23 protein-coding genes and 1 other RNA gene are annotated in these 22,479 nt (G+C 35.0%); 14 read left to right on the top strand and 10 right to left on the bottom strand.

Annotation, left to right across the window (positions count from 1 at the left end):
* Complete coding sequence (gene recU / locus AC6UD4_RS03170; protein ID WP_500693738.1) at nucleotides 1-627, bottom strand: Holliday junction resolvase RecU; 627 nt, start codon at nucleotides 625-627, stop codon at nucleotides 1-3.
* Between the two features lie 107 nt (nucleotides 628-734).
* Between recU and AC6UD4_RS03165 the strand changes: the two genes are divergently transcribed.
* The 5 genes from AC6UD4_RS03165 (at nucleotide 735) to AC6UD4_RS03145 (ending at nucleotide 4,512) form a co-directional block, all read left to right on the top strand.
* Nucleotides 735-1,298 carry an SLOG family protein gene (locus AC6UD4_RS03165; protein WP_500693739.1) on the top strand — a complete coding sequence of 188 codons (564 nt, stop codon included), beginning with the start codon at nucleotides 735-737 and terminating at the stop codon, nucleotides 1,296-1,298.
* 54 nt (nucleotides 1,299-1,352) lie between these two features.
* Complete coding sequence (gene gpsB / locus AC6UD4_RS03160; protein ID WP_500693740.1) at nucleotides 1,353-1,793, top strand: cell division regulator GpsB; 441 nt, start codon at nucleotides 1,353-1,355, stop codon at nucleotides 1,791-1,793.
* Between the two features lie 12 nt (nucleotides 1,794-1,805).
* Nucleotides 1,806-2,182, top strand: an RNA gene (rnpB, locus tag AC6UD4_RS03155) — RNase P RNA component class B.
* Between the two features lie 68 nt (nucleotides 2,183-2,250).
* Nucleotides 2,251-3,399, top strand: coding sequence for a THUMP domain-containing class I SAM-dependent RNA methyltransferase (locus AC6UD4_RS03150; protein WP_500693741.1), 1,149 nt, complete (start codon nucleotides 2,251-2,253; stop codon nucleotides 3,397-3,399).
* On the top strand, nucleotides 3,400-4,512 hold the full coding sequence (locus AC6UD4_RS03145) for an NAD(P)/FAD-dependent oxidoreductase (protein ID WP_500693742.1): 1,113 nt from the start codon (nucleotides 3,400-3,402) through the stop codon (nucleotides 4,510-4,512).
* On the opposite strand, the gene AC6UD4_RS03140 is transcribed toward AC6UD4_RS03145, so the two are convergent.
* Nucleotides 4,509-4,913, bottom strand: a complete 405-nt coding sequence (locus AC6UD4_RS03140; protein WP_500693743.1) for a reverse transcriptase-like protein — start codon at nucleotides 4,911-4,913, stop codon at nucleotides 4,509-4,511. The two genes, AC6UD4_RS03145 and AC6UD4_RS03140, sit on opposite strands and share 4 nt — an antisense overlap.
* A 40-nt stretch (nucleotides 4,914-4,953) precedes the next feature.
* Between AC6UD4_RS03140 and AC6UD4_RS03135 the strand changes: the two genes are divergently transcribed.
* The 7 genes from AC6UD4_RS03135 to AC6UD4_RS03105 are packed head-to-tail and all read left to right on the top strand — an operon-like array spanning nucleotide 4,954 to nucleotide 12,563.
* Complete coding sequence (locus tag AC6UD4_RS03135; RefSeq protein WP_500693744.1) at nucleotides 4,954-5,349, top strand: EbsA family protein; 396 nt, start codon at nucleotides 4,954-4,956, stop codon at nucleotides 5,347-5,349.
* An 11-nt stretch (nucleotides 5,350-5,360) separates the two neighbouring features.
* Nucleotides 5,361-7,019 carry a formate--tetrahydrofolate ligase gene (locus tag AC6UD4_RS03130; protein WP_500693745.1) on the top strand — a complete coding sequence of 553 codons (1,659 nt, stop codon included), beginning with the start codon at nucleotides 5,361-5,363 and terminating at the stop codon, nucleotides 7,017-7,019.
* Complete coding sequence (gene lspA, locus AC6UD4_RS03125; protein WP_500693746.1) at nucleotides 6,994-7,497, top strand: signal peptidase II; 504 nt, start codon at nucleotides 6,994-6,996, stop codon at nucleotides 7,495-7,497. The genes AC6UD4_RS03130 and lspA overlap by 26 nt, the downstream gene beginning before the upstream one ends.
* Complete coding sequence (locus AC6UD4_RS03120; RefSeq protein ID WP_500693747.1) at nucleotides 7,487-8,404, top strand: RluA family pseudouridine synthase; 918 nt, start codon at nucleotides 7,487-7,489, stop codon at nucleotides 8,402-8,404. Before lspA ends, AC6UD4_RS03120 begins: the two co-directional genes overlap by 11 nt.
* A gap of 12 nt (nucleotides 8,405-8,416) precedes the next feature.
* A complete protein-coding gene (pyrR, locus tag AC6UD4_RS03115; protein ID WP_500693748.1) occupies nucleotides 8,417-8,953 on the top strand; it encodes a bifunctional pyr operon transcriptional regulator/uracil phosphoribosyltransferase PyrR in 537 nt (178 codons plus the stop codon).
* Between the two features lie 12 nt (nucleotides 8,954-8,965).
* Nucleotides 8,966-10,039: a carbamoyl phosphate synthase small subunit gene (locus AC6UD4_RS03110; protein ID WP_500693749.1), complete on the top strand. Its 1,074-nt coding sequence runs from the start codon at nucleotides 8,966-8,968 to the stop codon at nucleotides 10,037-10,039.
* Between the two features lie 4 nt (nucleotides 10,040-10,043).
* Complete coding sequence (locus AC6UD4_RS03105; RefSeq protein WP_500693750.1) at nucleotides 10,044-12,563, top strand: carbamoyl phosphate synthase preATP-grasp domain-containing protein; 2,520 nt, start codon at nucleotides 10,044-10,046, stop codon at nucleotides 12,561-12,563.
* Nucleotides 12,564-12,575: 12 nt separating this feature from the next.
* Here the strand turns inward: AC6UD4_RS03105 and AC6UD4_RS03100 are convergent, their stop codons facing one another.
* Nucleotides 12,576-14,312, bottom strand: a complete 1,737-nt coding sequence (locus AC6UD4_RS03100; RefSeq protein WP_500693751.1) for an Rqc2 family fibronectin-binding protein — start codon at nucleotides 14,310-14,312, stop codon at nucleotides 12,576-12,578.
* Between the two features lie 125 nt (nucleotides 14,313-14,437).
* Here AC6UD4_RS03100 and AC6UD4_RS03095 point away from each other — a divergent pair, with 125 nt between their 5' ends.
* Nucleotides 14,438-14,857 carry a MarR family winged helix-turn-helix transcriptional regulator gene (locus AC6UD4_RS03095; protein ID WP_500693752.1) on the top strand — a complete coding sequence of 140 codons (420 nt, stop codon included), beginning with the start codon at nucleotides 14,438-14,440 and terminating at the stop codon, nucleotides 14,855-14,857.
* 14 nt (nucleotides 14,858-14,871) lie between these two features.
* Entirely contained in the window at nucleotides 14,872-15,735 is an 864-nt protein-coding gene (locus tag AC6UD4_RS03090; RefSeq protein WP_500693753.1) for a DegV family protein, read from the top strand.
* 309 nt (nucleotides 15,736-16,044) lie between these two features.
* Here AC6UD4_RS03090 and AC6UD4_RS03085 read toward each other — a convergent pair whose 3' ends face one another.
* From AC6UD4_RS03085 to AC6UD4_RS03055, 7 genes are all read right to left on the bottom strand, one after another.
* Nucleotides 16,045-16,359, bottom strand: a complete 315-nt coding sequence (locus AC6UD4_RS03085) for a hypothetical protein (protein WP_500693754.1) — start codon at nucleotides 16,357-16,359, stop codon at nucleotides 16,045-16,047.
* A 376-nt stretch (nucleotides 16,360-16,735) separates the two neighbouring features.
* Nucleotides 16,736-17,869: an N-methyl-L-tryptophan oxidase gene (gene solA, locus AC6UD4_RS03080; protein ID WP_500693755.1), complete on the bottom strand. Its 1,134-nt coding sequence runs from the start codon at nucleotides 17,867-17,869 to the stop codon at nucleotides 16,736-16,738.
* A 403-nt stretch (nucleotides 17,870-18,272) separates the two neighbouring features.
* Entirely contained in the window at nucleotides 18,273-19,226 is a 954-nt protein-coding gene (locus tag AC6UD4_RS03075) for a Dyp-type peroxidase (RefSeq protein WP_500693756.1), read from the bottom strand.
* Between the two features lie 141 nt (nucleotides 19,227-19,367).
* Nucleotides 19,368-19,895 (bottom strand): peptide-methionine (S)-S-oxide reductase MsrA, encoded by a 528-nt coding sequence (gene msrA / locus AC6UD4_RS03070; RefSeq protein ID WP_500693757.1) that lies wholly within the window; start codon nucleotides 19,893-19,895, stop codon nucleotides 19,368-19,370.
* Between the two features lie 30 nt (nucleotides 19,896-19,925).
* A complete protein-coding gene (msrB, locus tag AC6UD4_RS03065) occupies nucleotides 19,926-20,363 on the bottom strand; it encodes a peptide-methionine (R)-S-oxide reductase MsrB (protein ID WP_500693758.1) in 438 nt (145 codons plus the stop codon).
* Nucleotides 20,364-20,471: 108 nt separating this feature from the next.
* Nucleotides 20,472-21,410, bottom strand: a complete 939-nt coding sequence (locus AC6UD4_RS03060) for a manganese-dependent inorganic pyrophosphatase (protein ID WP_500693759.1) — start codon at nucleotides 21,408-21,410, stop codon at nucleotides 20,472-20,474.
* A complete protein-coding gene (locus AC6UD4_RS03055; RefSeq protein WP_500693760.1) occupies nucleotides 21,403-22,434 on the bottom strand; it encodes a LysR family transcriptional regulator in 1,032 nt (343 codons plus the stop codon). The genes AC6UD4_RS03060 and AC6UD4_RS03055 overlap by 8 nt, the downstream gene beginning before the upstream one ends.
* Nucleotides 22,435-22,479 lie beyond the last annotated feature (45 nt).

Below are 22,479 nucleotides of genomic sequence, written 5' to 3'. Positions count from 1 at the left end.
TTACATATTGTTCTTATTATCGATAATTTGATCAACCGCTCTGAGGTATGGAATCAAGGGTTGAAGATGGTACTTAATTTGGTACGCATTCTCCTGAAGCTCTATTTTTGAAATTGACTTTCTTCCGCCCTGATTTTGTCGGTCCCAATAATAGAATAGATTCGGTCCTTCAAGCACAAAAAGTTCATTACTTTTAACAAATTTTATCATTGCAAAGGTGATCCCACCTAATTTGGTGCATTTTTTCATGTGTTCAATTTGATGTTTATGAAAGTTACTAAGAGGAAAAGAAGTGGTACTAGTAGTTTCTTTAGCATCGAAATCAATATATTTGCCCCGATAAATACCATTATAGTCAGTTGTAGAAGCATGCTGGAAATATGCTTCCTTAATAACGGCTGCACTACGTTTGGGGTAATCAACATTTACAATTTGAACTGGAGTAGGTTTTTTATGAACCACTGCAATATCCCTTTCCAAATAATATTTGTTGCTTTCATTTAATTCAGCTTCAAGGGACATCCCCCGATCACCGTACTTAATGGTAGATTTATTTTTTTTAATGATAAGTTTACTTGATTTACTGGTACTTCGATAGGAATTACCGTTAGGATAATGGAAATTCATTGTATAACCTCAATTCATTTATTAAAAATGATCATGTTATCATATACGTAGTATATTATAGCAATTGTAGGTAACTTGGAGAAATAATTATTGAAAGGTGGATAGAAATGAGCCGCGTTTGGGTATCAGGGTACCGGAGTTATGAATTAGGAATCTTTCAAAATGATGATCCTAAGTTAAAAATTATTAAGCAAGCTTTGTTTGATCAACTTTCACAGTTAATTGAAAATGGATGTGACTGGATTATCACCGGCGGACAGCTCGGGATTGAACAATGGACAGCCGATGTTTCTAAGAAACTTCAAAAAAAGTATCCACATGAATTTCAATTAGCAGTAATGTTACCATTTAAAAAATTTGGGTCAAACTGGAATGAAGATAATCAAGCAAAATTAAATCAAGCAGTTTCTAAAGCTGATTTTTCAAATTCAGTAAGTGATCATCCGTATGATTCACCTAAACAACTAAAAAATTATCAACGATTTATGCTCACGCATACAGACCAGTCATTATTAGTGTATGATCCAGAAAATGAAGGTAAAACTAAGTATGACTATCAAGCTATTCACCAGTTTCAAAAAAATCATGCATATCCGATGCAATTGATCGATTTTGATCAGTTACAAGATCTTGCTGATGATTATCAAAGACAGTTAAATGATGACTTTTAGTTTTATTTCTGATAGAATAGAACTATGCGGAAATGATTGGTGAGGTGTGCATTAATGGAAAATATTAATTTTACTCCAAAACAAATTCTACAAAAGGAATTTAAGCAAAAAATGCGGGGTTACGATCCTGCTGAAGTTGATACTTTCTTGGATAGTATCATTAAGGACTATGAGACTTTTCAACGTGAGATTGATCAGTTAGATCAGGAAAATCAAGATCTAAAGTTAAAAGTTGACGAATTATCTCGTCAAGTATCAATGGGATCGAGCACACAAAGTACTCAACGTCCTATCGAACGTTCAAGTGCTCCTCAACGGGCACCAGAAGAAACAACTGCTGAGCCAACTAAACCTGCTGAGGAAGCATCAAAGAATACTGCTTCAAGTCAGCCGGCTCAAGGTCAGAATCCTACTGACATGGATATCTTAAAACGGTTATCCAGCTTAGAGCGTCGTGTATATGGCGAGGATTCAGATAAATCTAATAGGTTTTAAAGACTTGGTGCAGGTCCTGAGTAATCGCGGTCAACAATTGTTGGCTGAGGAAAGTCCACTCTCGCACAAGCTGAGATGCTTGTAGTGTTCGTGCTCGGTGAAAAAATAAGCCGAGGGATCATTGATTTGATTACGGCGAAAGAAAGAACTAAGGCAATTGCTATGCTCTAGTATTTCATAAAGTGCCACAGAAACGACTAATTTGAGAAATCAAATTATTGGAACGCAGTAAACCCCGCGAGCGGGAAACCCAAACTTTGGTAGGGGAGCTTCACACACGGAAATTGAACCAAGTGTGGGGGAAGAACAATTTGTTCTTGAGATAGATGATTACTACTTAACCACTTTTTCCTGAAATTGTGGTTAAGCACAAAACATGGCTTATAGGGGCCTGCACCATTTTTCAGGTTGAGTGGGATCTTCCCACTCTTTTTTTATATAAAAGGGAATGAATAAAATGAAAAAATTTAATTTAATGGCAACTTGTTCTGCTGGTTTAGAAGGCTTAGTAAGAGATGAGTTGCGGGAATTGGGATACGATCCAGAAGTTAAGAACGGAATGGTTCTTTTTACTGGAACGATTACTGACATTATTAAGGCTAATTTATGGTTAAGAACTGCAGACCGAATTAAAATTATTGTGGGTCGTTTTAAAGCGACAACTTTCGACGAGTTGTTTGAGAATACTAAGAGGTTGGATTGGGAAGACCTGATCCCGATGGATGGAAAGTTTCCAGTCGAGGGACGTTCACAAAAATCAGTTCTTCATAGTGTTCCGGACATTCAAGCCATTACTAAAAAAGCAATCGTTGAAAAGATAAGTAAATTTTATCATCGCCGCACCAGATTACCTGAATCAGGGGCACTATATCCACTTGAAGTTCGGGTTAATAAAGACGAAGTTATGGATACACTAGACACTACTGGCTCTAGTTTGTTTAAACGTGGATACCGAGTTGCAAAGGGTGAAGCCCCATTAAAAGAAAATATGGCCGCAGCTCTAATTCTTTTAACAAATTGGCATCCCAAACAAATGCCATTTCTGGATCCAATGTGTGGGTCGGGGACCATCCCAATTGAAGCGGCTTTAATTGCTAGAAATATTGCACCAGGTTATAATCGTGAGTTCGTATTTGAACACTGGGATTGGGTGGATCCAGAACTTGTAAAGAAAGTGCGTGCCGATGCAGATTCAAAAGCTGATTATGACACTGAGTTTGATATCATGGCCTCTGATGTTAATGAACAAATGATTAATTATGCCAAAGTGAACGCTGAGGAAGCTGGTTTACTTCATGACATTCAGTTTAAACAAGTGGCCGTCCAAGACTTTCATACCGATAAACAAGATGGGGTTTTAGTTACTAATCCGCCATATGGTCAAAGAATGGGTAATACTAAAGAAACAGCTCAGCTTTATCATGACATGGGAAAGGTGTTTATTCCTATGAAAACTTGGTCTAAGTATTACTTAACCAGTGATTTAAATTTTGAAAAAGAATATGGCAAAAAAGCCACTAAACGACGTAAATTGTACAATGGACGAATCAGAACGGATTATTTCCAATACTGGGCTGAGCAAACTTTTAACAAGAAGGACAAGTAATTGAAAAGAAAAATTGCGATTATTGGTGGTGGAATAGTTGGTTCCACCATTGCATATTACCTAAGTCAACTTCCAAATGCTGATGAACGAGAGGTAACGATGTTTGACGATAGTTATGGGCAAGCAACCAAAGCAGCTTCAGGAATCATATCACCATGGTTGTCGAAACGTAGAAATAAACAATGGTATAACTTAGCAAAGGCTGGAGCTAAGTTGATTCCTAAAATTGCTGATCAAACTCAAATGAATTCAGCAACTTTTAATAGTAGTGGGACCATCATTACAAGACAAGATAATAACGATTTAGATGACCTCTATGCTTTAGCTAAAAGAAGGGTTCAAACAACTCCTGAGATGGGAAACATAATGAGGTTAGACAAAAAAGAAGTGCAAAATAAAATTCCCATTCTTACGATTACTCACCCAGGAATTTTTGTTTCCGGAGGAAGTCGGATTAATGGGAATCTCTTCTGCAAGTATTTAGTTGCAATCGCCCAAAAACGAAATTTGACTCTTTATAAGGGCAGAGTGATACTTACTAGTGACCATACCATTAGTTTTAAAGATCAACTATTAAGTTTCGATCAAATTGTCATAGCTACCGGTGCTTGGGTAAAAGAAACACTTGCTCCTCTTAACATTAAAGTAAAAGTCAGACCTCAAAAGGGACAACTGGTAGAATTAAAAGTATCTGATATTCCAGCCCATGAGAACATGCCGGTGATGATGCCAGAAGGAGAATATGACTTTATTCCGCTTGGACACGGAAAATTGATTATTGGAGCTACTCACGACGATGAAAAGGGCTTTGATTTAAAAGAGGAACCAAAGGTTAATGATGAATTACTTAATTCAGCCAAAAAATTAATTCCTACCTTGGATTATTCTGATATTATTGGTAGTAGAGTGGGAACGAGAGCTTATACAGATGACTTTGCTCCCTTCTTTGGTTCAGTCCCCAATTACAAAAAATTGTTGATCGGTAGTGGTCTTGGATCGTCGGGTCTAACTACTGGACCAATGATTGGAAAATTATTATCGGATTATATCGTTTTTGGCACTACTAAAGACTGGGATATGTACGAAAAACCAACCTCTAACTACGTTAATTAATTAGAATGAAGAGCTTGAAAAGCTAATTCGTGAGCACCTAGATTTTGAGTGTCTGGAATCCATTTAGTTAACACCATTGCGAAATGATTTTGTAATTTAATGATTTCATCAACGTATTTTTGATAATGTTTAGCGTATTGTTTATTAAGACTGTCGCTTAAAATGGAACTGTCAGTGTAGTACAGGACAGTAATATCACTTGGATGCTTGTTAATACTATTTAAATGATCACAAAGCTCTCTTAGGGCAGTGAGGCATGCTTTGAATTCACCAATATGATTATTCTTTGCTTTACATTGCTTTTTAATTTGAATTTGTTGTTTCTGATGAAGAATTAAAATTCCAATTCCACATTGATTACTTTTAGGTTTAATAGCTGCATCAGAATATAATTTATACATTAATAAATTACTCCATTCGTTTAATAAAGAGGTTTAGACTATGATAACTCAAAAGAGAAAATTTTTGTATCAACCAAATATCACTACTAGTATTATCTGCTGGAGTTGGACGTTTATTATTTTGCTAATTGGGGTGATCATTTGGTTAGAAATAACTCACTTTCAAGAAATTACATTAGGTTTTTTTATTGTTTTTATCCTACTATCATGGATTCAAATTCATTTTAGAAAGTTAATCTTATCAAATAAGACATTAACAGTGCGGAGCGTGTTTCATCCCAAGGGGATTCAAATGAATATTAAGGACATTATTGATATTCATTCCAAAAAATTTCAATTATCTTTCAACTATAAGAATAAAAACTATAATTTTATACTTCCCAACAATTCTATCATCGAATTAAAAGAAGCTTTTAGCACTGAAGTAAAAAAATAGAGGGTGTATGAATGAAAACTGACATTGAAATATCACAGGAAAGTCAATTGGATCCGATTCAAGATATCGCAAGTAAACTTTCGATTCCCAAAAACGAAGTTGATCCATATGGAAAGTACATGGCAAAAATATCAGGTAATACTCGTGATCGACATACTAAAAAGAAACTGATTTTAGTAACTGCTATTAATCCCACTCCGGCTGGAGAAGGGAAATCCACTGTATTAATTGGTCTTGGCGATGCGTTAAATCAACTAAATAAAAAAGTTGCCATTGCTTTGCGGGAACCTTCTATGGGTCCTGTGATGGGAATGAAAGGTGGAGCAGCCGGAGGCGGATTTGCTCAAGTTGAACCAATGGTGAACATTAATCTTAATTTTACGGGAGATATTCATGCTTTAACTTCGGCTAATAATACTTTAGCAGCACTGATCGACAATTCGATTCAACAGGGAAATCCTTTACATTTAGATCCACGTAAAATTCAGTGGCACCGAGCGATGGATGTTAACGATCGTGAACTAAGAAATATGGTGATTGGACTAGGTGGATCTAAGTCCGGCGTTCCTAGAGAAGAGCATTTCGAAATCACAGCTGCAAGTGAATTAATGGCCATTTTGTGTCTATCAACTGATTTAAATGATTTAAAAGAACGTATTAAGAATATTTTAATTGGATACACTTATGATAATGAACCAGTTTTTGTTTCAAATCTGGGGGTTGAAAGTGCTTTAACAATTATTTTAAAAGATGCGATTAATCCTAATCTAGTTCAGACATTAGAACATACCCCAGCGTTTGTTCATGGGGGGCCGTTTGCTAATTTAGCTATGGGGTGTAACAGTGTTCAAGCTACTAATGTGGCTCTTAAAGTTGCTGATTATACGTTAACTGAAGCAGGATTTGGTTCTGATCTAGGTGGTGAGAAATTCATGGATTTGGTATCACCACACTTAAATGCAGATCCGAGTGCAGTCGTTATGGTTGCATCAATTCGTGCTCTAAAATTTAACGGTGGGATTAGTAAAGAAAACTTAGCTATACCAAACGTTAAAGCATTAAAATCTGGAGTAAAAAATCTTGATCATCATATTAAGGCAATGAAATCCTTTAACAAACCAATTATCGTCGCCATTAATCAGTTTACTGATGATTCCCCTGAAGAAATTAAGTGGTTAAGTGATCATTTAAAGAAACAAGATGTTGAATTTGGTATTAGTAAGTCATTTCTTGAGGGTGGTAAGGGTTCAATTGACCTTGCTCGAAAATTAATCAAACTTGTTGATAATAATGCATCCATTAATCGAGTTTACAATGACGAGGATTCCTTGATTGATAAAATTAATAAAGTCGCTAAAAAGATTTATGGAGCAAAGGACGTCATACTTTCTGGGAAAGCCATGAAACAATTAAAGGACATTGAAAGAAATGGATGGGATAAACTACCAATCTGTATTTCTAAAACTCAATATTCTTTATCAGATGACCCCAAAAAATTAGGTGATCCAAGTGGGTTCACTTTGCATATTACTGAATTATTACCGAAATTAGGAGCAGGATACATTGTGGCGATGGCTGGAAAAGTAATCACTATGCCGGGATTGCCTAAGCATCCAGCTGCAGCAGAAATGGATATTGATAAAAATGAAAAAATCACCGGATTATTCTAAAAAACAAATCTTGGCATGGATATGTTTTGCACTAATGTTTTTTATTCTCCTGATTTTTGATCAAATTTCGAAATGGTGGATTCGGATTAACATTCCACTTGGAAAAGAAATTCCATTCGTTCCTGGAGTTATATCATTGACTAATATTAATAACACAGGTGCTGCTTGGAGTTTTCTTGCTGGGAAATCTTTCATTTTTGAATTCATCGCCACTGGAGCTGTTTTGGTTTTTATGATATTTATTTACATCGAAAGATATCATATCGGATACTTGTTTGGTTTAACGTTGATGTTGGTTGGAACGATTGGTAATTTGTTAGATCGGCTGTTTTTAGGAGCAGTTACCGATATGATTCAATTAGATTTTATAAACTTTCCAATTTTTAACGTAGCTGATTCGTGTGTAACGATTGGTGTGATTGTCCTGTTCTTAGTTATTTTATTAGCAAAGCCTGAGAGTGAGAAAAATGCAAAATAGAGAATTTAGAGCTGACAATGAAAACGAGCGACTTGATAAATTGGTTTCGGATCACTATGAAGATTTAAGTCGTAGTCGTGCAAATGAATTGATCAAGGATCATTTAATTTTAGTTAATGGTGATACTAAAAAGCCAAAATACAAATCCCAAAATAATGACCTCATTCAAATTTCTATCCCTGAACCTAAACAAATGAATTTAGTACCAGAAAACATTAAGCTGGATATTATTTATGAAGATGATCAGGTAATTGTGGTCAACAAACCACAAGGTATGGTAGTCCATCCAGCTCCCGGTCATCCTGATCATACGTTAGTTAACGCGCTGTTATATCATACAAAATTATCTTCTATTAATGGAACAGTCAGACCAGGAATTGTTCATCGCATCGATAAGGATACTTCTGGATTGTTGATGGTAGCTAAGACCGATATTGCTCATAGATCATTGTCCAAACAACTAAGGGAGAAAACTAATCGCAGAAAGTATTTAGCGTTGGTTCATGGTAATATTAATGAAGAACGCGGTACCATTGATGCTCCGATTGGTAGATCTTTTAAAGACCGCAAGAAACAGGCAGTAATTCCTGGCGGAAGGAATGCCATCACTCATTTCCACGTTCTTGAACGGTTTGGTGGGAAATATACTTTAGTGGAATGTCAGTTAGAAACCGGAAGAACTCATCAAATTAGAGTCCATATGAAGTATATTGGTCATCCACTCGTTGGCGATCCACTTTATGGACCTAAAAATACTATTAAAGGGAAAGGACAGTTTTTACATGCTGCTGAACTGGGATTTAAACATCCAGTTACACATGAAGAACTCAATTTTAAAGTTCCAGCACCACCAATTTTTCAAAAAACAATCGATCAATTAAGAAAACAGTATTCTGATATCAGTTAAGGAGTGACATTTATGGCAAAAGAGAAAGTTGTAGTTGATGGCATGGCCATGCAACGTGCTTTGACACGAATCACTTATGAAATTATTGAGAAAAATAAAGGTATCAACGACTTAGTTTTAGTTGGTATTAAGACTCGGGGAGTTTATTTGGCAAGAAGAATTGCTAAACGCTTGGAAAAACTTGAAAATGCTAAAATTCCGGTTGTGGAACTAGATGTAACCAAATATCGTGATGACTTAAAGAACCGAAAAACAAAGCCTAATCCAACTAATAATGATGGGGTAGACATTAATAATAAAAATGTAATCCTAGTTGATGATGTGTTATACACTGGTCGGACTGTCCGGGCAGCATTAGGAGCAATCAATGAAATGGGAAGACCGAAGAGAATTGGTTTAGCTGTATTAGTTGATCGTGGTCATCGTGAACTACCAATTCGGGCTGATTTTGTTGGGAAAAATATTCCTAGTTCAAAGGACGAAAAAGTTAATGTCTTGGTTTCAGAAATTGATGATCGTGATTCTGTCGAAATCGTTTCTAACAAGTAAGGGACCTTCATTATGACTAAAAGATATTTAATCCTAAATGATGGCACTTCATTTGTGGGAAAATCGATGGGGGCTGAATCAACCGTAACGGGCGAGATTGTTATGAATACGAATCTTAATGGCTACCAGGAATCAATCACAGATCCAATTTATCACAATCAAATCGTGGCATTCACACAGCCTTCAGTTGGAAATATCGGAATCAATCGAAAAAACTATGAGTCTATTTTGACATCAGCTAAGGGTGTGGTTGTTCATCATAGTGAGGATATTTCAACTAGTTACTTAAAAAATATATCTTTAGATACATTTCTTAAGCAACGTAATATTCCGGGGATAACTGCAATTGATACTCGTTATCTTTTGAAATACATTATGGCACATGATATTTCAAAAGCGAGTCTCGTTGATGTTAATGATGAACATGCATTTGATCAGTTAAATGCAGCCGTTTTAAGTAATCAGCAGATTCAACAGGTTGCCACACCCAAACCTTATTTGGTCCCTGGGAACGGCAAAACCGTTGCGGTACTTGATTTTGGCTTAAAAGAAGGGATTATTCGTCAATTATCTCAAAGGAATTGCAATGTAATTGTGCTTCCCTTTGACACTTCATACCAAGAAATCATTGATCTTGACCCAGAAGGAATTATTTTATCAACAGGTCCTGGATCTCCGCACGAAATTGATGAAAGTGTTTTAAAGACGATTGCTAAATTAGAACAGGCACTTCCAGTTTTTGGTATGGGATTAGGGCATGAATTGTTAGCTATGGCTAATGGAGCCAGTGTTTATCGAATGAGACTTGGACACCATGGAAGCAATCATCCCATTCAAAAAATTATTACTAATCAAATTATTTATGCTAATCAAGCTCAGGATTATGCCGTAGATCCAAATTCTATCGACACATCAAAACTAATTGTGACATACATAGACTTAATCAATGGAACAGTTCAGGGAATTAGGCACCGTGACTATCCAAGTTTCTCAGTTCAATTTTCTCCGGATGGGTCTAGTGGTCCAACTGACAGTATTGACTTATTTGATGAATTTCTAGAAAGTATCACAGCTCATGGGAGATAGCCTAATGAAAGACGATATCAAAAAAATACTAATAATCGGAGCAGGACCGTCTGGAATTGGTCAAGAATGTGAGCTTGATTCCGCTGCATTTCAAGCACTAAAGGTTTGGAAGAAACTTGGGATTACTACTTTTCTTTTGGATAATAATCCATACTCAGTAATATTACAGGAAATGAATCCTGATAATATTTCCATTAAACCTGTTAATACTGAAAATGCTAAACATGTTATTGAAACAGAGAACATTGATGCAGTTACCTCAGTTTTCGGCGGAGTTAATGCACTAAAGGTTATTCAACGCTTAAATAAAAATGGAATATTAAAAGAAAATAATGTAAAAATTATTGGTTTAAATGATGATAATATTGATCTGTTTAACAATGAAAATCGATTGAATCAAAGATTAAAAGAATATGGGATTCCCACCCCTGATTATTATATTGTTGATAATTTTGATGATTTAAGGAATGTAATTGATAAAATTTCATTTCCAATTTCTGTTAGACCGTTAGATCCTAAAGTTCGACAACAACGGTTGATTTTTCAAAACATGGAACAAATAACTAACGATGCTGATACCATCTTTGAGGAGTCAAAGTCTAGTAAATGCCTAATTGAACGGGAAATTGTCGGCTACAAAGAAGTTGGAACGGTTTCACTGCGTGATACAATGGGGACAAAATTGATGGTATCTTCTTTAGAAGATATGAATCCAGTCGGAGTGAACTCAAATGATTCGGTCGTTTATACCCCGGCACAAACTTTAAGTGATACCCAGATTCAAATGATGCGATCAATTTCATTTCAGGTCATGGACGTTTTGGGAATCAAGGGCGTTTGTCATGTACAATTTGCTCTGAATACTGAAACAAATGATTGTTTTGTTCTAAAGGTAAATCCTAGTTTTAACATGAGTACTACCTTAGCAGCGAGATCAACGGGATATCCAATTGCCTTAGTTACCTCACAATTATTATTAAATTATCCAATTACTAAAATTAAGTTACCAGCACGTTTTCATAAATTTACGACGGTGCTTCAACCAATCAGTGATCATATCACGGTAAAAATCCCCATCTGGCCGTTTGAGCAATTACCTGATGCTGATTCACGGCTTGGAACTAAAACCAAATCCATTGGATCAGTAATTGGGGTAGGTCGTAGTTGCGAAGCCGCTTTGTTAAAGGCCATTAGAAGTTCGCAATCGAGTCCAAAAGATGTTTTGCCAAGTTATTCTGAACTTTCCGAAGATGAACTAATTTCACAATTAATTCACCCAACCGATATCCAACTCCCAATTCTATTTGAAGCCCTCTCACGTCATTATAGTATTGAAGATTTACAAGAATTGACCAAAATTGATCAATTTTTCTTTGTGATCATGGCAAATATTGATAAGAGTCGATCGTATATTTTTAAACACCAAAATGACGCTAAAGCTTTCAGGTTAGCTCATGAAATGGGATTTGGTGATGGAATGTTGTCATCCATTTGGCATACAGATATCAATCAACTTCGTCAAAAGGATTCTTATAAAACCTATAAAATGATCGAACCAACGGCTGGAGAATTTCCCGAAAAAATTAATTCCTTTTATGCTAGTTATGAAATTGACAACGAATCTAATCAAATCGGGAATAACACCGCACTAGTAATTGGAAAGGGTAGAAATAAAATTGGCCCCAATATTGCTTCTGATTTCTATACTAGTGAAATATTAATTCAACTTAAAAAGATTGGATTTGACACTGTAATTTTAAATAATAATCCTAATTCTGCTTCCTTAGCGCCAATGATGAGTGACAAGCAGTACATTGAACCAATTCAACTGGGAGAAATTTTAGACGTCATTCAAACTGAGAAACCCCAATACGTCTTTCTGCCGGGTAATCGTCACTTCCTAATTCGTGAACTTAGCAAGTATCATGATTTCAAGTTGGTGGTTTTACCACCAAATCAAAAAGATGCAGTTTGGTATGGATCTCATGTTGATTTTGCGTTTGATTTATTAGTAACGGAGAACAAAATAGTTCCAATTTCAACCGTGGGGTTTAAATCCGGTGATGGAAACGATGACGATATCAGTCTTCAAACAGATTATTATGTTCCTTATGGTAAAGATGTTTTGAATGTGGAAGGGCTAGTTGAACGAGCTAAGGTAGCGGTGAAAAATCAAAGTCTTCATGGACTAGTTCAGGTTCTTTTTTACAGGGATCAAGACAAGATTAAAATTACTGGTGTGAGACCACTTCGAATTACCGAGACCGTTCTTTTAAATATGTCCACTGGAATTAACTGGATTGGGGTGCTGGTCAGGATGGCAACCGGACATTTAAATATTGATAAAATTGTAAATACCGTTCCCAAAATTGATTCTTCAACACACTTTACGGTGATGCAGGCTTCTTTCCCATTTAAGCAACTTGGAGTGTACGATTATCAAAAAGACCGATCACTCGAGTCAGGGGCTAAATTATCAATAGGTCATACTATTAACGAAGCAACCAACAAGTTATTGAAGTAAAAAAACAAGATACTAATTAGTATCTTGTTTTTTACTATTCTCTCTTAAATGTTTAACAATTGCTTCCGTTGGCGTTACGTAAATCGTATTTTGCCCCCGATAGGTAACAAAACCGGGTTTCCCTCCATTGGGCTTTTTTACAGCTTTTACTTTAACGTAATCAACTGGCACGTTAGCAGATGCTCGTGCTTTGGAAAAATAAGCAGCCAGTTCAGCAGCTTGAAGAATTGTCTGTTCAGTTGGATTGAAAGATCTAATTATTACATGAGATCCGTGGATATTTTGGACATGAAGCCAAGTATCACGTTTATCTGCTGTCCGAAGGGTAAGTTGATCATTTTGTAAATTATTTTTACCAACCAAAATTATCTCACCATCATCTGAGACAAACTTTTCAGGTTTGCTAACTTTAGTTTTATGATGTTTACTGTTACCTTTTTTTGGCTTCCTAATGTATCCACCATTTTTTAATTCTGTCTTAATGTCATCTAAATCACGTGGATCCGCGATTTCAATTTGGGATTCAATACTCTCAAAATAATCAATTTCATCCTGACATTCCTGGATTTGCTTAACTACATATTCCTTTGCATTTCGCTTTTTATCGTATTTTTTAAAGTATTTTTGAGCATTTTCAGAAGCTGAAAGGGAAGGATCTAGTGAGATAATGATCTCCTTATTATTATTGTAAAAATTGGGTAGTTTAATCTCTTTAGATCCAACTTTAACTTGATTTAAATAAGTCATTAAAATCTCACCTTTAACCCGTAGGTCATCTGCATGCTCAGATTCTTCTAAGGTCTTTTGTAATTTTTTAAGCTTTTTCCGATTCTTTTTTAATTCATTTTTGGTGATTCGAATTAATTGTGACCCTTGTTCTCGAACTCGCTCACGTTGAACCTTAGTTTGGTAATATTCATCTAACATTTCGCTTAAAGTTTTAAATCTTTTATCCGGCTGAATGCCGTTATACTGAAATGCTGAAAATTGTAATTTTCCCTTCATATCATCTCCAATAATAGGTTCTGGATTTTCGAAATGATTAAAAAATTTCCAATATTTTTGTTTTAAAGTTGATCCAGATACATGAAGGGCACTTGCGAGCGCATAGGACGTATCAGTCCCAAGTCCTTGAAGATATTTACGTAATTGAGTAGCAAATACATCTACATTTGGAAACTCACGATTGATTTTTTCAATTTGTGTAAATTCTTTTTCGTTAACTTGAAATGGATCAATCAGATCTTGTTTTGGGGGTTGAATATATTTAGATCCTGGAAGAATGGTTCGGTATCGATTTTGAGCAGATGAAATTCTTCTAACTGAATCAATTATTGATGAATCTTTAGCTTGAACTAAAATGATGTTACTATGACGTGCCATTACTTCAATGACAAGGACTAATTCCTCAATATCACCTAATTCATTCCTTGTATTAAAATGAATGTGAATAATCCGATCATTGTTTACTTGATGAATTTTGCTAATAAAACTTCCACTTAAATGTTTTCTTAACGTCATTGCAAAGTTAGTTGGAACTTTCGGATTTGTAAAAGGGACGTTTGTAATTTGTACTCGAGCGTATGAGGGATTCGCTGATAATAATAACTGATAATTATTATGATTAGAACGAATAGTTAAAATAATTTCATTAGGGTAGGGCTCGTTTATTTTTGAAACACGTCCGTTTAGTAATTTGTTATTTAATTCATGACTCATTGCATGTGTAAATGATCCGTCAAATGACATATATAACACTCCTTTTTGCTTCATTGTCCAGTATAACTTATATTGTTGAGTGGTAGCACATAAATATTAAATCCGTAATCTTGTATTAGGCAATTAATGGTATAATATTTTACGGAGGAATATCAATGAAAAATAGTTTAACTGCTCTTAGAGTTGTTGGGAAAATGCATCAACAACAGCTCCAAGCTCTTACCAAAAAATCAAATCTTACTATTTCAGAATGGCAATTGTTAATTGCCATTGATGATGGCTATACGACCCAAGAATCGCTTTCTAAGTCAATGAAATTAGATACATCAACTTTATCGCGACAATTGAAACGATTAGTTGTAAAAGAAATGATTCAAAAGAAAGCCATTGGGCAGGATAAACGCCAGTTAATATACAGTATTACTGATAAGGGTAAGAAGGCATGTCATCAAATTAGTAATGACTACGAAGATCTTTCCACACAAATTTTTAATCAGTGGACTGATGAAGAAAAGAATCTTTTAAAGATTCTCCTCAATCGATTAGAAACAAGTATGAAGAAAATCCGTAAATAGGTTAGGTGAAAGAAATGAAGACAGCGATTGTTACTGATAGTACATCGTATTTATCTAAGGAAGATATCAAAAAATATAATGTTCATATTATTCCAATCTCCGTAATCTTCAACGGTAAAAGTTACCGCGAAGGAATTGACATTACAAATAAGGAATTCTACCAAAAGCTTAAAGAGTCACCCAAATTACCGACGACTTCACAGCCGCCAATTGGAGCACTAATTGAAGAATATAATAAATTAGCTGACGATGGTTATGATGCAGTGATTAGTATTCATTTAGCTTCAACCATTTCTGGCATGTATCAAGCAGTTTGTAATGTAGCCAAAATGATGGATAACATCAAAATTTATCCTTTTAATTCTGGAATTACTGTTGATCCAATGGCTGCTTTAGTGAAATATGCAGCTAATTTAGCACAAAATAATGTTCCTCCAGAAGAAATTATTCAAAAACTTAAACTTCTTCGGTCAACCATTGATGAGTTAATTGTTGTCGATGATTTAGATAACCTAGTGAAGGGTGGGCGTTTATCAAATGCAACAGCGTTTGTAGGTGGACTATTAAACATAAAGCCCATTTTAACTTTTGATAACCAAACTGATGAGATCGTAGCATTTGATAAGGTTCGTTCTAAGAAAAAGGCACTTAAACGTGTTGAAGATTTATTTTCTCAAGCAGTATCAAAAGCCAATTATCCAATTGAAGTTGCTGTAATTGATGCCAATAACCCCAAAGAAGCTGATGTTTGGCAGAAATCCATTCAAGAAAAATATCCAAATATGAAAGTTACCCGCGGATATTTTGGTCCTGCAATTGGAACCCATTTAGGTAGCGGAGCTCTTGCATTAGGATGGATCAAAGATATTAATAGATAAAATAAGTTGGAAATTAAAGAACACCAAAAATGGTGTTCTTTTTAATATATATTTATAGAGGGGAAGCACTTAATTATTTATTCTTTTTCTAGTTTACATAATATATATTATACGAAGTAGACTTAATTTTAAGAAAAGACCAATTCATACTCATTTTAGATTATCATCATTTGTATAACTTTGAATTGATTTTGCAACTTCATCATTTGGATTCACAATAATTTGATCTGACTGTAGATTCATCTACTTTTAAAAGTTTTCGCGAGTAATTCTTGATCGTTACTATCGTTTCCAAACGCAATCTAGTTTCTAATAGTTTCTATCGGTTATAATTCTTAATGTACTGAATTTGTTAATATTTTGAGCTGTCAGATCAATATTCTTTTCGCCAAAATGACGTATTTTGTTTAATGAATACTGTATTTTATCAATTAAGTCACTATTTATGTCCAATAAAATGATTTTAACGGCTTTTTTGATTGATGAGATAGCTACATTTTCAGCTAATTGATTTGAGTCTAGTTGCTTAAATATTGGATTTAAAGCGCTTACTTTATCACTGTAATTCCAATTATCATCAATTATGTAATTTAAATCGTATTTTTTAATGATATTTTTAGTCAATTGTATATCACAATTACTAATGGGTTTTATTGAATAAGTATGACCATTTCTTGATACAAGCGCCCCGTTTGCACCTACTAATGTCTTATTTTTAAATGTTGGTACGCTTGAAATTAGATATCTGATTGGCCTGGTTTAATCAAAGATAATTTCATTACGTTTTGCTAGTTGTTTAATTGCATTTACAATTTCTGAATTTATTTCAACACCATTAAAGCTCAACGTTCGGTCAACATCAAAGTCTTATTTAAATAGTTTCTATACTCAATGATACGCTAATAATGAGTGCTTTTAAATAACCTTCATTATTGGCTTGCTTTCAAAAAAATAACAACAGCATTTGTTGTTATTTCATCGATTAAATTTTTGATTATTTTCAGTGGTTAAAACGGTCTAATCTAAATGGTTCTAAGTTATAAGGATTTGATTTTCCAAGAGCTTGATCACTTAATAGTTTACCAAGTACACTGGAAAATTTGAATCCGTGTCCACTTAATCCAGTTACAATTTGAATCTTATTCATGGATGGAATCCGGTCAATAATAAAATCACCGTCAGGAGAAAGATCATACGAACATGTACCACCATGGTCAATACCATCAGTCCCTGTCAAATGATGCTTTAGTAATGGATCGATTTCATCTAAATCTTCAGAATAATCGCCAAAATTGCCCCTTTCTTTTCTATTTTTAATCTTTTGACCACCCTGGTGACGTCCAATTTTAATGGTGCCATTACTTCCTGGGAAACCGTAATACTGAATAGCATTTGCAAGTTCTACCGTAAAAGCTGGGAACCCTTCATTTTCATTTAAACCGTTATCGGCGACGTTAAACCATGCAAATACCTTTCTTGTTGGCGTGATTGGTAAATTTGGCAATAGTTGTTTGACCCAGGTTCCTGCTGATAAAATGACATTTTTGGCATAAAAAGTATGATCTTGTGTTTTAATCTCAACAATTCCATTGTCTTGCTGATCAATCTTTCTAACAAAACTATCAAAGCTTTGGGTAACGCCATTATTTTTAGCACCTTCGATATATGTTTTAATAATTTCCTCTGATTCTAAATACCCTGCACCTGGCTCTAAAATCCCTTCGTATTGATCGTTAAAATTCCAGTTATGCCATTGATCGTGAATTTCAGTTGAAGTATAAGGAACAATATCAATATCGTAGTCATTGGCAGACGCTTTGATATTATTTAAAAATGCTGAATCTTTTGGCCCAACGGTCAGAACGCCAGTTTTATGGAAAAGACGTTTGCCCGTCTGTTTCTGGAGTTTATCCCATAATCTTTGAGCTTCTAGTAGTAGCTGGATATACTTCTCTCCCTCACCATAGGCATGCCGGATAATTCTAGTCTGCCCGTGATGTGATCCTAGTGTATGTGGGGGTTTAGCAATATCCAGCTCTAAAATATTGCTATTATTTTGACTGGCGTAATATCCTGCCGCCGAACCAACTGATCCTGTTCCAATGATTGCTAAATCAAAAATATTATCAGACATATTATGCCTCCGTTGTTTTATTATATTAAAAGAAAATACAAAAAAGCCCTTGAAACTTTTGTTTCAAGAGCTTGGACGAATAAACGCGGTACCACCGAGCCTTGATTGTCAGTTTTCTGCCAATCCTCAGTAACATTGCTAATTATATCTAGAATAAATTAAGCAGTGTATAGCGCTCTAATGGACGCCATCCAAATATGACTTGTAAATAACTTGTCTATATATGCTCCAAGACCATTTTCCTAAATGCCAATATGCAAACATCTCAGCGTCGCTTGCTTTCTGTATCATGGTTGGTTCAGTACTCATCTTTTCTTAGCATTTTCTTTAGACAGTACATTATGCTTAACCAACGTTTTTGTCAATGATAATTAATCAATAATTTTTAAAAATTTACTGATGACTAATTCAAATCCCCATCAGCAATTTTTTCAAGCATTGGTCTTGAAGGGATGAAAAAAGTTTGACCAGTTAATAAGGTTGAGAACGTTAACAAGAAATCATCTTCATCAACCATCTGTTGAAGCATGCCCTTAATAACGTGCCAGTATCGTGAATACGCAATAAAGTAAGTTCCTGTATCATTGTTAGCAGGATCAGAATAAGGAACATTCATCCTGACAATTTTTTGTTCAACTCCGTCAACGGATGTGTTTGAAGTTACATTATGGGCATTTTTAAATTTTTCTTCATCCGGTAATTCTAAGTCAGAAAATTTCTCTCTTCCAATGGCTTTATCTTGAGTAGTAGTATCTAGGTGATTCCAATAGTCCATGTTATGATGCCATTTTTGTGCAAAAGCATATGAACCATTGATAAATTCAGGATCTTCATCACCAATAAGCGCGTATGGAGCAACATCTTCAACTTGTGGAACTTCAGTCCCATCAATGAAACCGATAATAGCTCTTCCCTCTAAATATCTAAAACCATGAGTTTCGTTCACTACTTTAGTAAAATCTCTTAAAAAGAGCATGAATTGAGTAGTAACTTCGTATACAACGGCTTCAGTATTAGCACGAATATGAAGAAAGATGTCTCCTTCAGACGATGGCATCGAATAGTTTGGACCTCTAACACCAGTAAAATCTTCTAATTCTTTAGGTTTATTAGCCTTCGGAAACAAGTAGTCCCAAGCTTTGCTACTAAAGCCAATGGCAACTCTAAGGTTTGCTTCAGGTTCTCTAATTCTCATTGATCTAATAATGGATTGTGAACGATCAGCAAAATCTTGGATTCCTTCTTGAGCCGCTTTTTGATCTTTTCTAGTTAATTCTAAAGTAGCAAATTCAACGTTTTCACCAGTATCTTTCCAAACGTCTTGCGATTTATTTGGTCTTATCTTTTCTTCAGCCATTGTAATACCTCCCAGAATATACTCAGTATTAATATGAGATTAGAATTACTTTATTACTAATCTCATACCTCCTTTTATTTTACTACATATAACTAGTCATGAAAAAAGAATGTCAGATTGGCATTCTTTTTGTTGACTTATTTACTTCTTCCAATGATCATCAATGAACTTTTTCCGTCCACCACTCTCTTCCATTGCATAACGAAGTGGATTCTTCTTATAAAAGTCCTGATGGTAATCCTCAGCCGGATAAAATGGTTGAGCATCTTCAATTTTGGTTACGATTGGTTCATCAAATTCACCGCTATTTTCCAGTTCTTTCTTAGATTCTTCAGCAATTTTGCGTTGTTCAGGACTATTAACGTAAATAACGGGACGATAAGAATCACCACGATCTTGGAATTGTCCCATTGCGTCGGTTGGATCAGTTTGATGCCAATAGATTTCAACTAATTTTTTATATGAAATGATGCTCGGATCAAAAGTAATTTTAACTGCTTCTGTGTGACCGGTAGTACCTGAAGCAACTTGCTCATAAGTTGGATTTGGGACATGACCACCTGTGTATCCAGATACAACGGAAATAATTCCTGGCATCTGATCAAATGGTTGGACCATGCACCAGAAACAACCACCGGCAAAAATTGCTGTTTCTTTTTTATCACTCATTAATAAAGACCTCTATTTCAGTTATTTGTATTATTCAACAAACTTTTTGTATTTGCCATACCCTTCTTCGTCCATCTTATCATAAGGGATGAACTTAAGAGCGGCAGAGTTAATACAGTAACGTAAACCACCCTTGTCTTGCGGTCCATCTGGAAAGACGTGTCCTAGATGGGACTTAGAGTCTGCACCACGAACTTCTTGTCTAATCATACCAAAAGAAGTATCAGTATCATTCTTTAATTCGTCTTCACTAATTGGTTTAGTAAATGATGGCCAGCCACAACCAGCGTCATACTTATCAGCAGAACTAAATAATGGCTTACCATTTACAACATCAACATAGATTCCTTTTTTATAAAAATCATCATATTTGCCAGTAAATGCAGGTTCAGTTCCAGCATTTTGAGTTACGTTGTATTGCTCAGGTGTTAAGCGGTTTCTCAAATCATCTTTATTATTTTCAGCCATAATATAAACCTCCTATTTGTTTCTATATTTAATTTATATCTTATCCAATTAAATAGCAAACAATTTGTTTTAAACCAAAAAATCCACAATTAAGTGGATTTTTTATAACTATTCTTTTTCTAATGCATCAGTTAATGGGGGAACAACTTGCTTTTTTCTAGAAACGACTCCAGGCAAATTCATAATGTCATCATCATTGAATTTGTTATCAAAAGCTTGTTCGACCACGCTCTTTGGTTTCCCAACTACAATTAGTTCTGAATTACTATCAAGAATATTGGTTACAAGCACTAAGAATAAATCATAGCCCTTATCCTTAGATTCGGCCTTCATAGCTTTCTTAATATCATCAGCACGTTTGGTAATATCGTCTAAATCGACAACGTTAATTTGGTCGATCCTGACATTCTTACCACCTAACGTAAATGACTTAGCATCTCCGTCAATAAGCTGTTGATCAGTTTTTGCGTCAACGTTAGTCCCGGCCTTAAGCATTTTAACGCCATAATCTTCGTAATCATCGATTCCGGCAATGTCCGCTAAAGCTTTGAGTGCATCGCGATCAAAATCAGTAGTAGTCGGTGATTTTAACAATAAAGTGTCAGAGATAATAGCTGACAACATTAAACCGGCTAATTTCTTGGGAATTTTAATACCCTCTTCTGAAAACATCTTAGTAATAATTGTACTGCAGCATCCATAAGGTGCAGCACGATAATACAAAGGTGCAGCAGTGTTAAATCCATTAATTCGGTGATGATCAACAACATCAGTTACGGTTAATTGATCAATATCACTTACACTTTGTTGAGGTTCGTTGTGGTCGACTAGCATTACTTTATCAACTTCAGGTTTTGCACGTTCAATCACACGTGGTGCCTTAGTATCAAAGTAATCAAGCACATACTTAGTTTCAGCATTGGGATTGCCTAAAGCGACTGCTTCTACATCATACCCGTCTTGTTTCTTCAAATATGCGAGTGCCATTGCAGCCACAATTGCATCCGTATCCGGTACTTTATGTCCAAAAACTAGTTCTTTACTCATGATTCTCTCTCCTCTTTTTCCATATTTCCAAGAGTCTCTGACGATCTCTAACTTCTATATTAATACTACTTAAGTATACATCTTTAGCCTGCTCATATTCTCCTACAAAACCACTAAATTCGTCAAATAATTTATTTAACCGCGGAATACCATCTTTAGTATCACGATAGACGGCAACGGCTTGAAGAGAAAAATCAGGAATAATATCAGTATAATAAGTATTCTTTCGAGCCATTTTAGTTCGATCACGTGTCATCATAAAGGTCTTCGGTAGAATGGTATTTAACCCAGATGATAAAGCAAATTCTATGATTTGCACTGGTCTTGTAAAACATACTTCCATTTTTGGCATTTCATAGCGCTTGGCGCTGTAAATATTCTTTAAAAATTGATTAAAGTAATAACCATTGGGAAAGCCTACCATTGGCCCAACAACTTTTTTAAGATTGATTTTACTTCCAATTTTACTTTTATCATGATGAACATAGCACAAAGTATCGTGAGTAATCGGTTTAATGGCCATTCCCTTCCAATTATGCAATTTCTCGTTTGGTAGGTACATAATGGCTAAATCAATTCTTCCACTTTCAAGATCAGAGATTAATGTTTGTTGAGTCAACATGTACATTTCAATTCGCAAATCTGGATTCTTTTCATAGAAATATAGGGCAAAATTTTCAAATATTTCATCTTCAATTGCAGAAAGAATTCCAACCTTAATTGTTCCACGGATTGAGCTTGAATATGATTCAATTTCATCAGTAGCATTATCAAGGATTCCATATACTTCCTCGGTAGCATTTTTTAAAGTATAACCCGCATCAGTTAAATGAATTTGTTTACCAACAGAATAAAATAAGTTAGCATGGAGCTTATTTTCTAATTTTTTAATTTGTTGGGATAGTGCAGGCTGTGTAATTCCTAAAATACCCGCAGCTTTTGTATAGTTCAGCGATTCAGATAATTGTAAGAAATATACCAAAGCCTTGGATGAAAATAATGATTCCCTCTTAGATTCTCTCAAAACTAATACCTCGCACTAACATTTATTATTATATTGTGTATATTA

The organism is Fructilactobacillus sp. X3R5C2 (assembly GCF_059901175.1).
The sequence above is the reverse complement of the archived record's forward strand: the minus strand, read 5'-3'. Positions and strand labels throughout refer to the sequence as shown.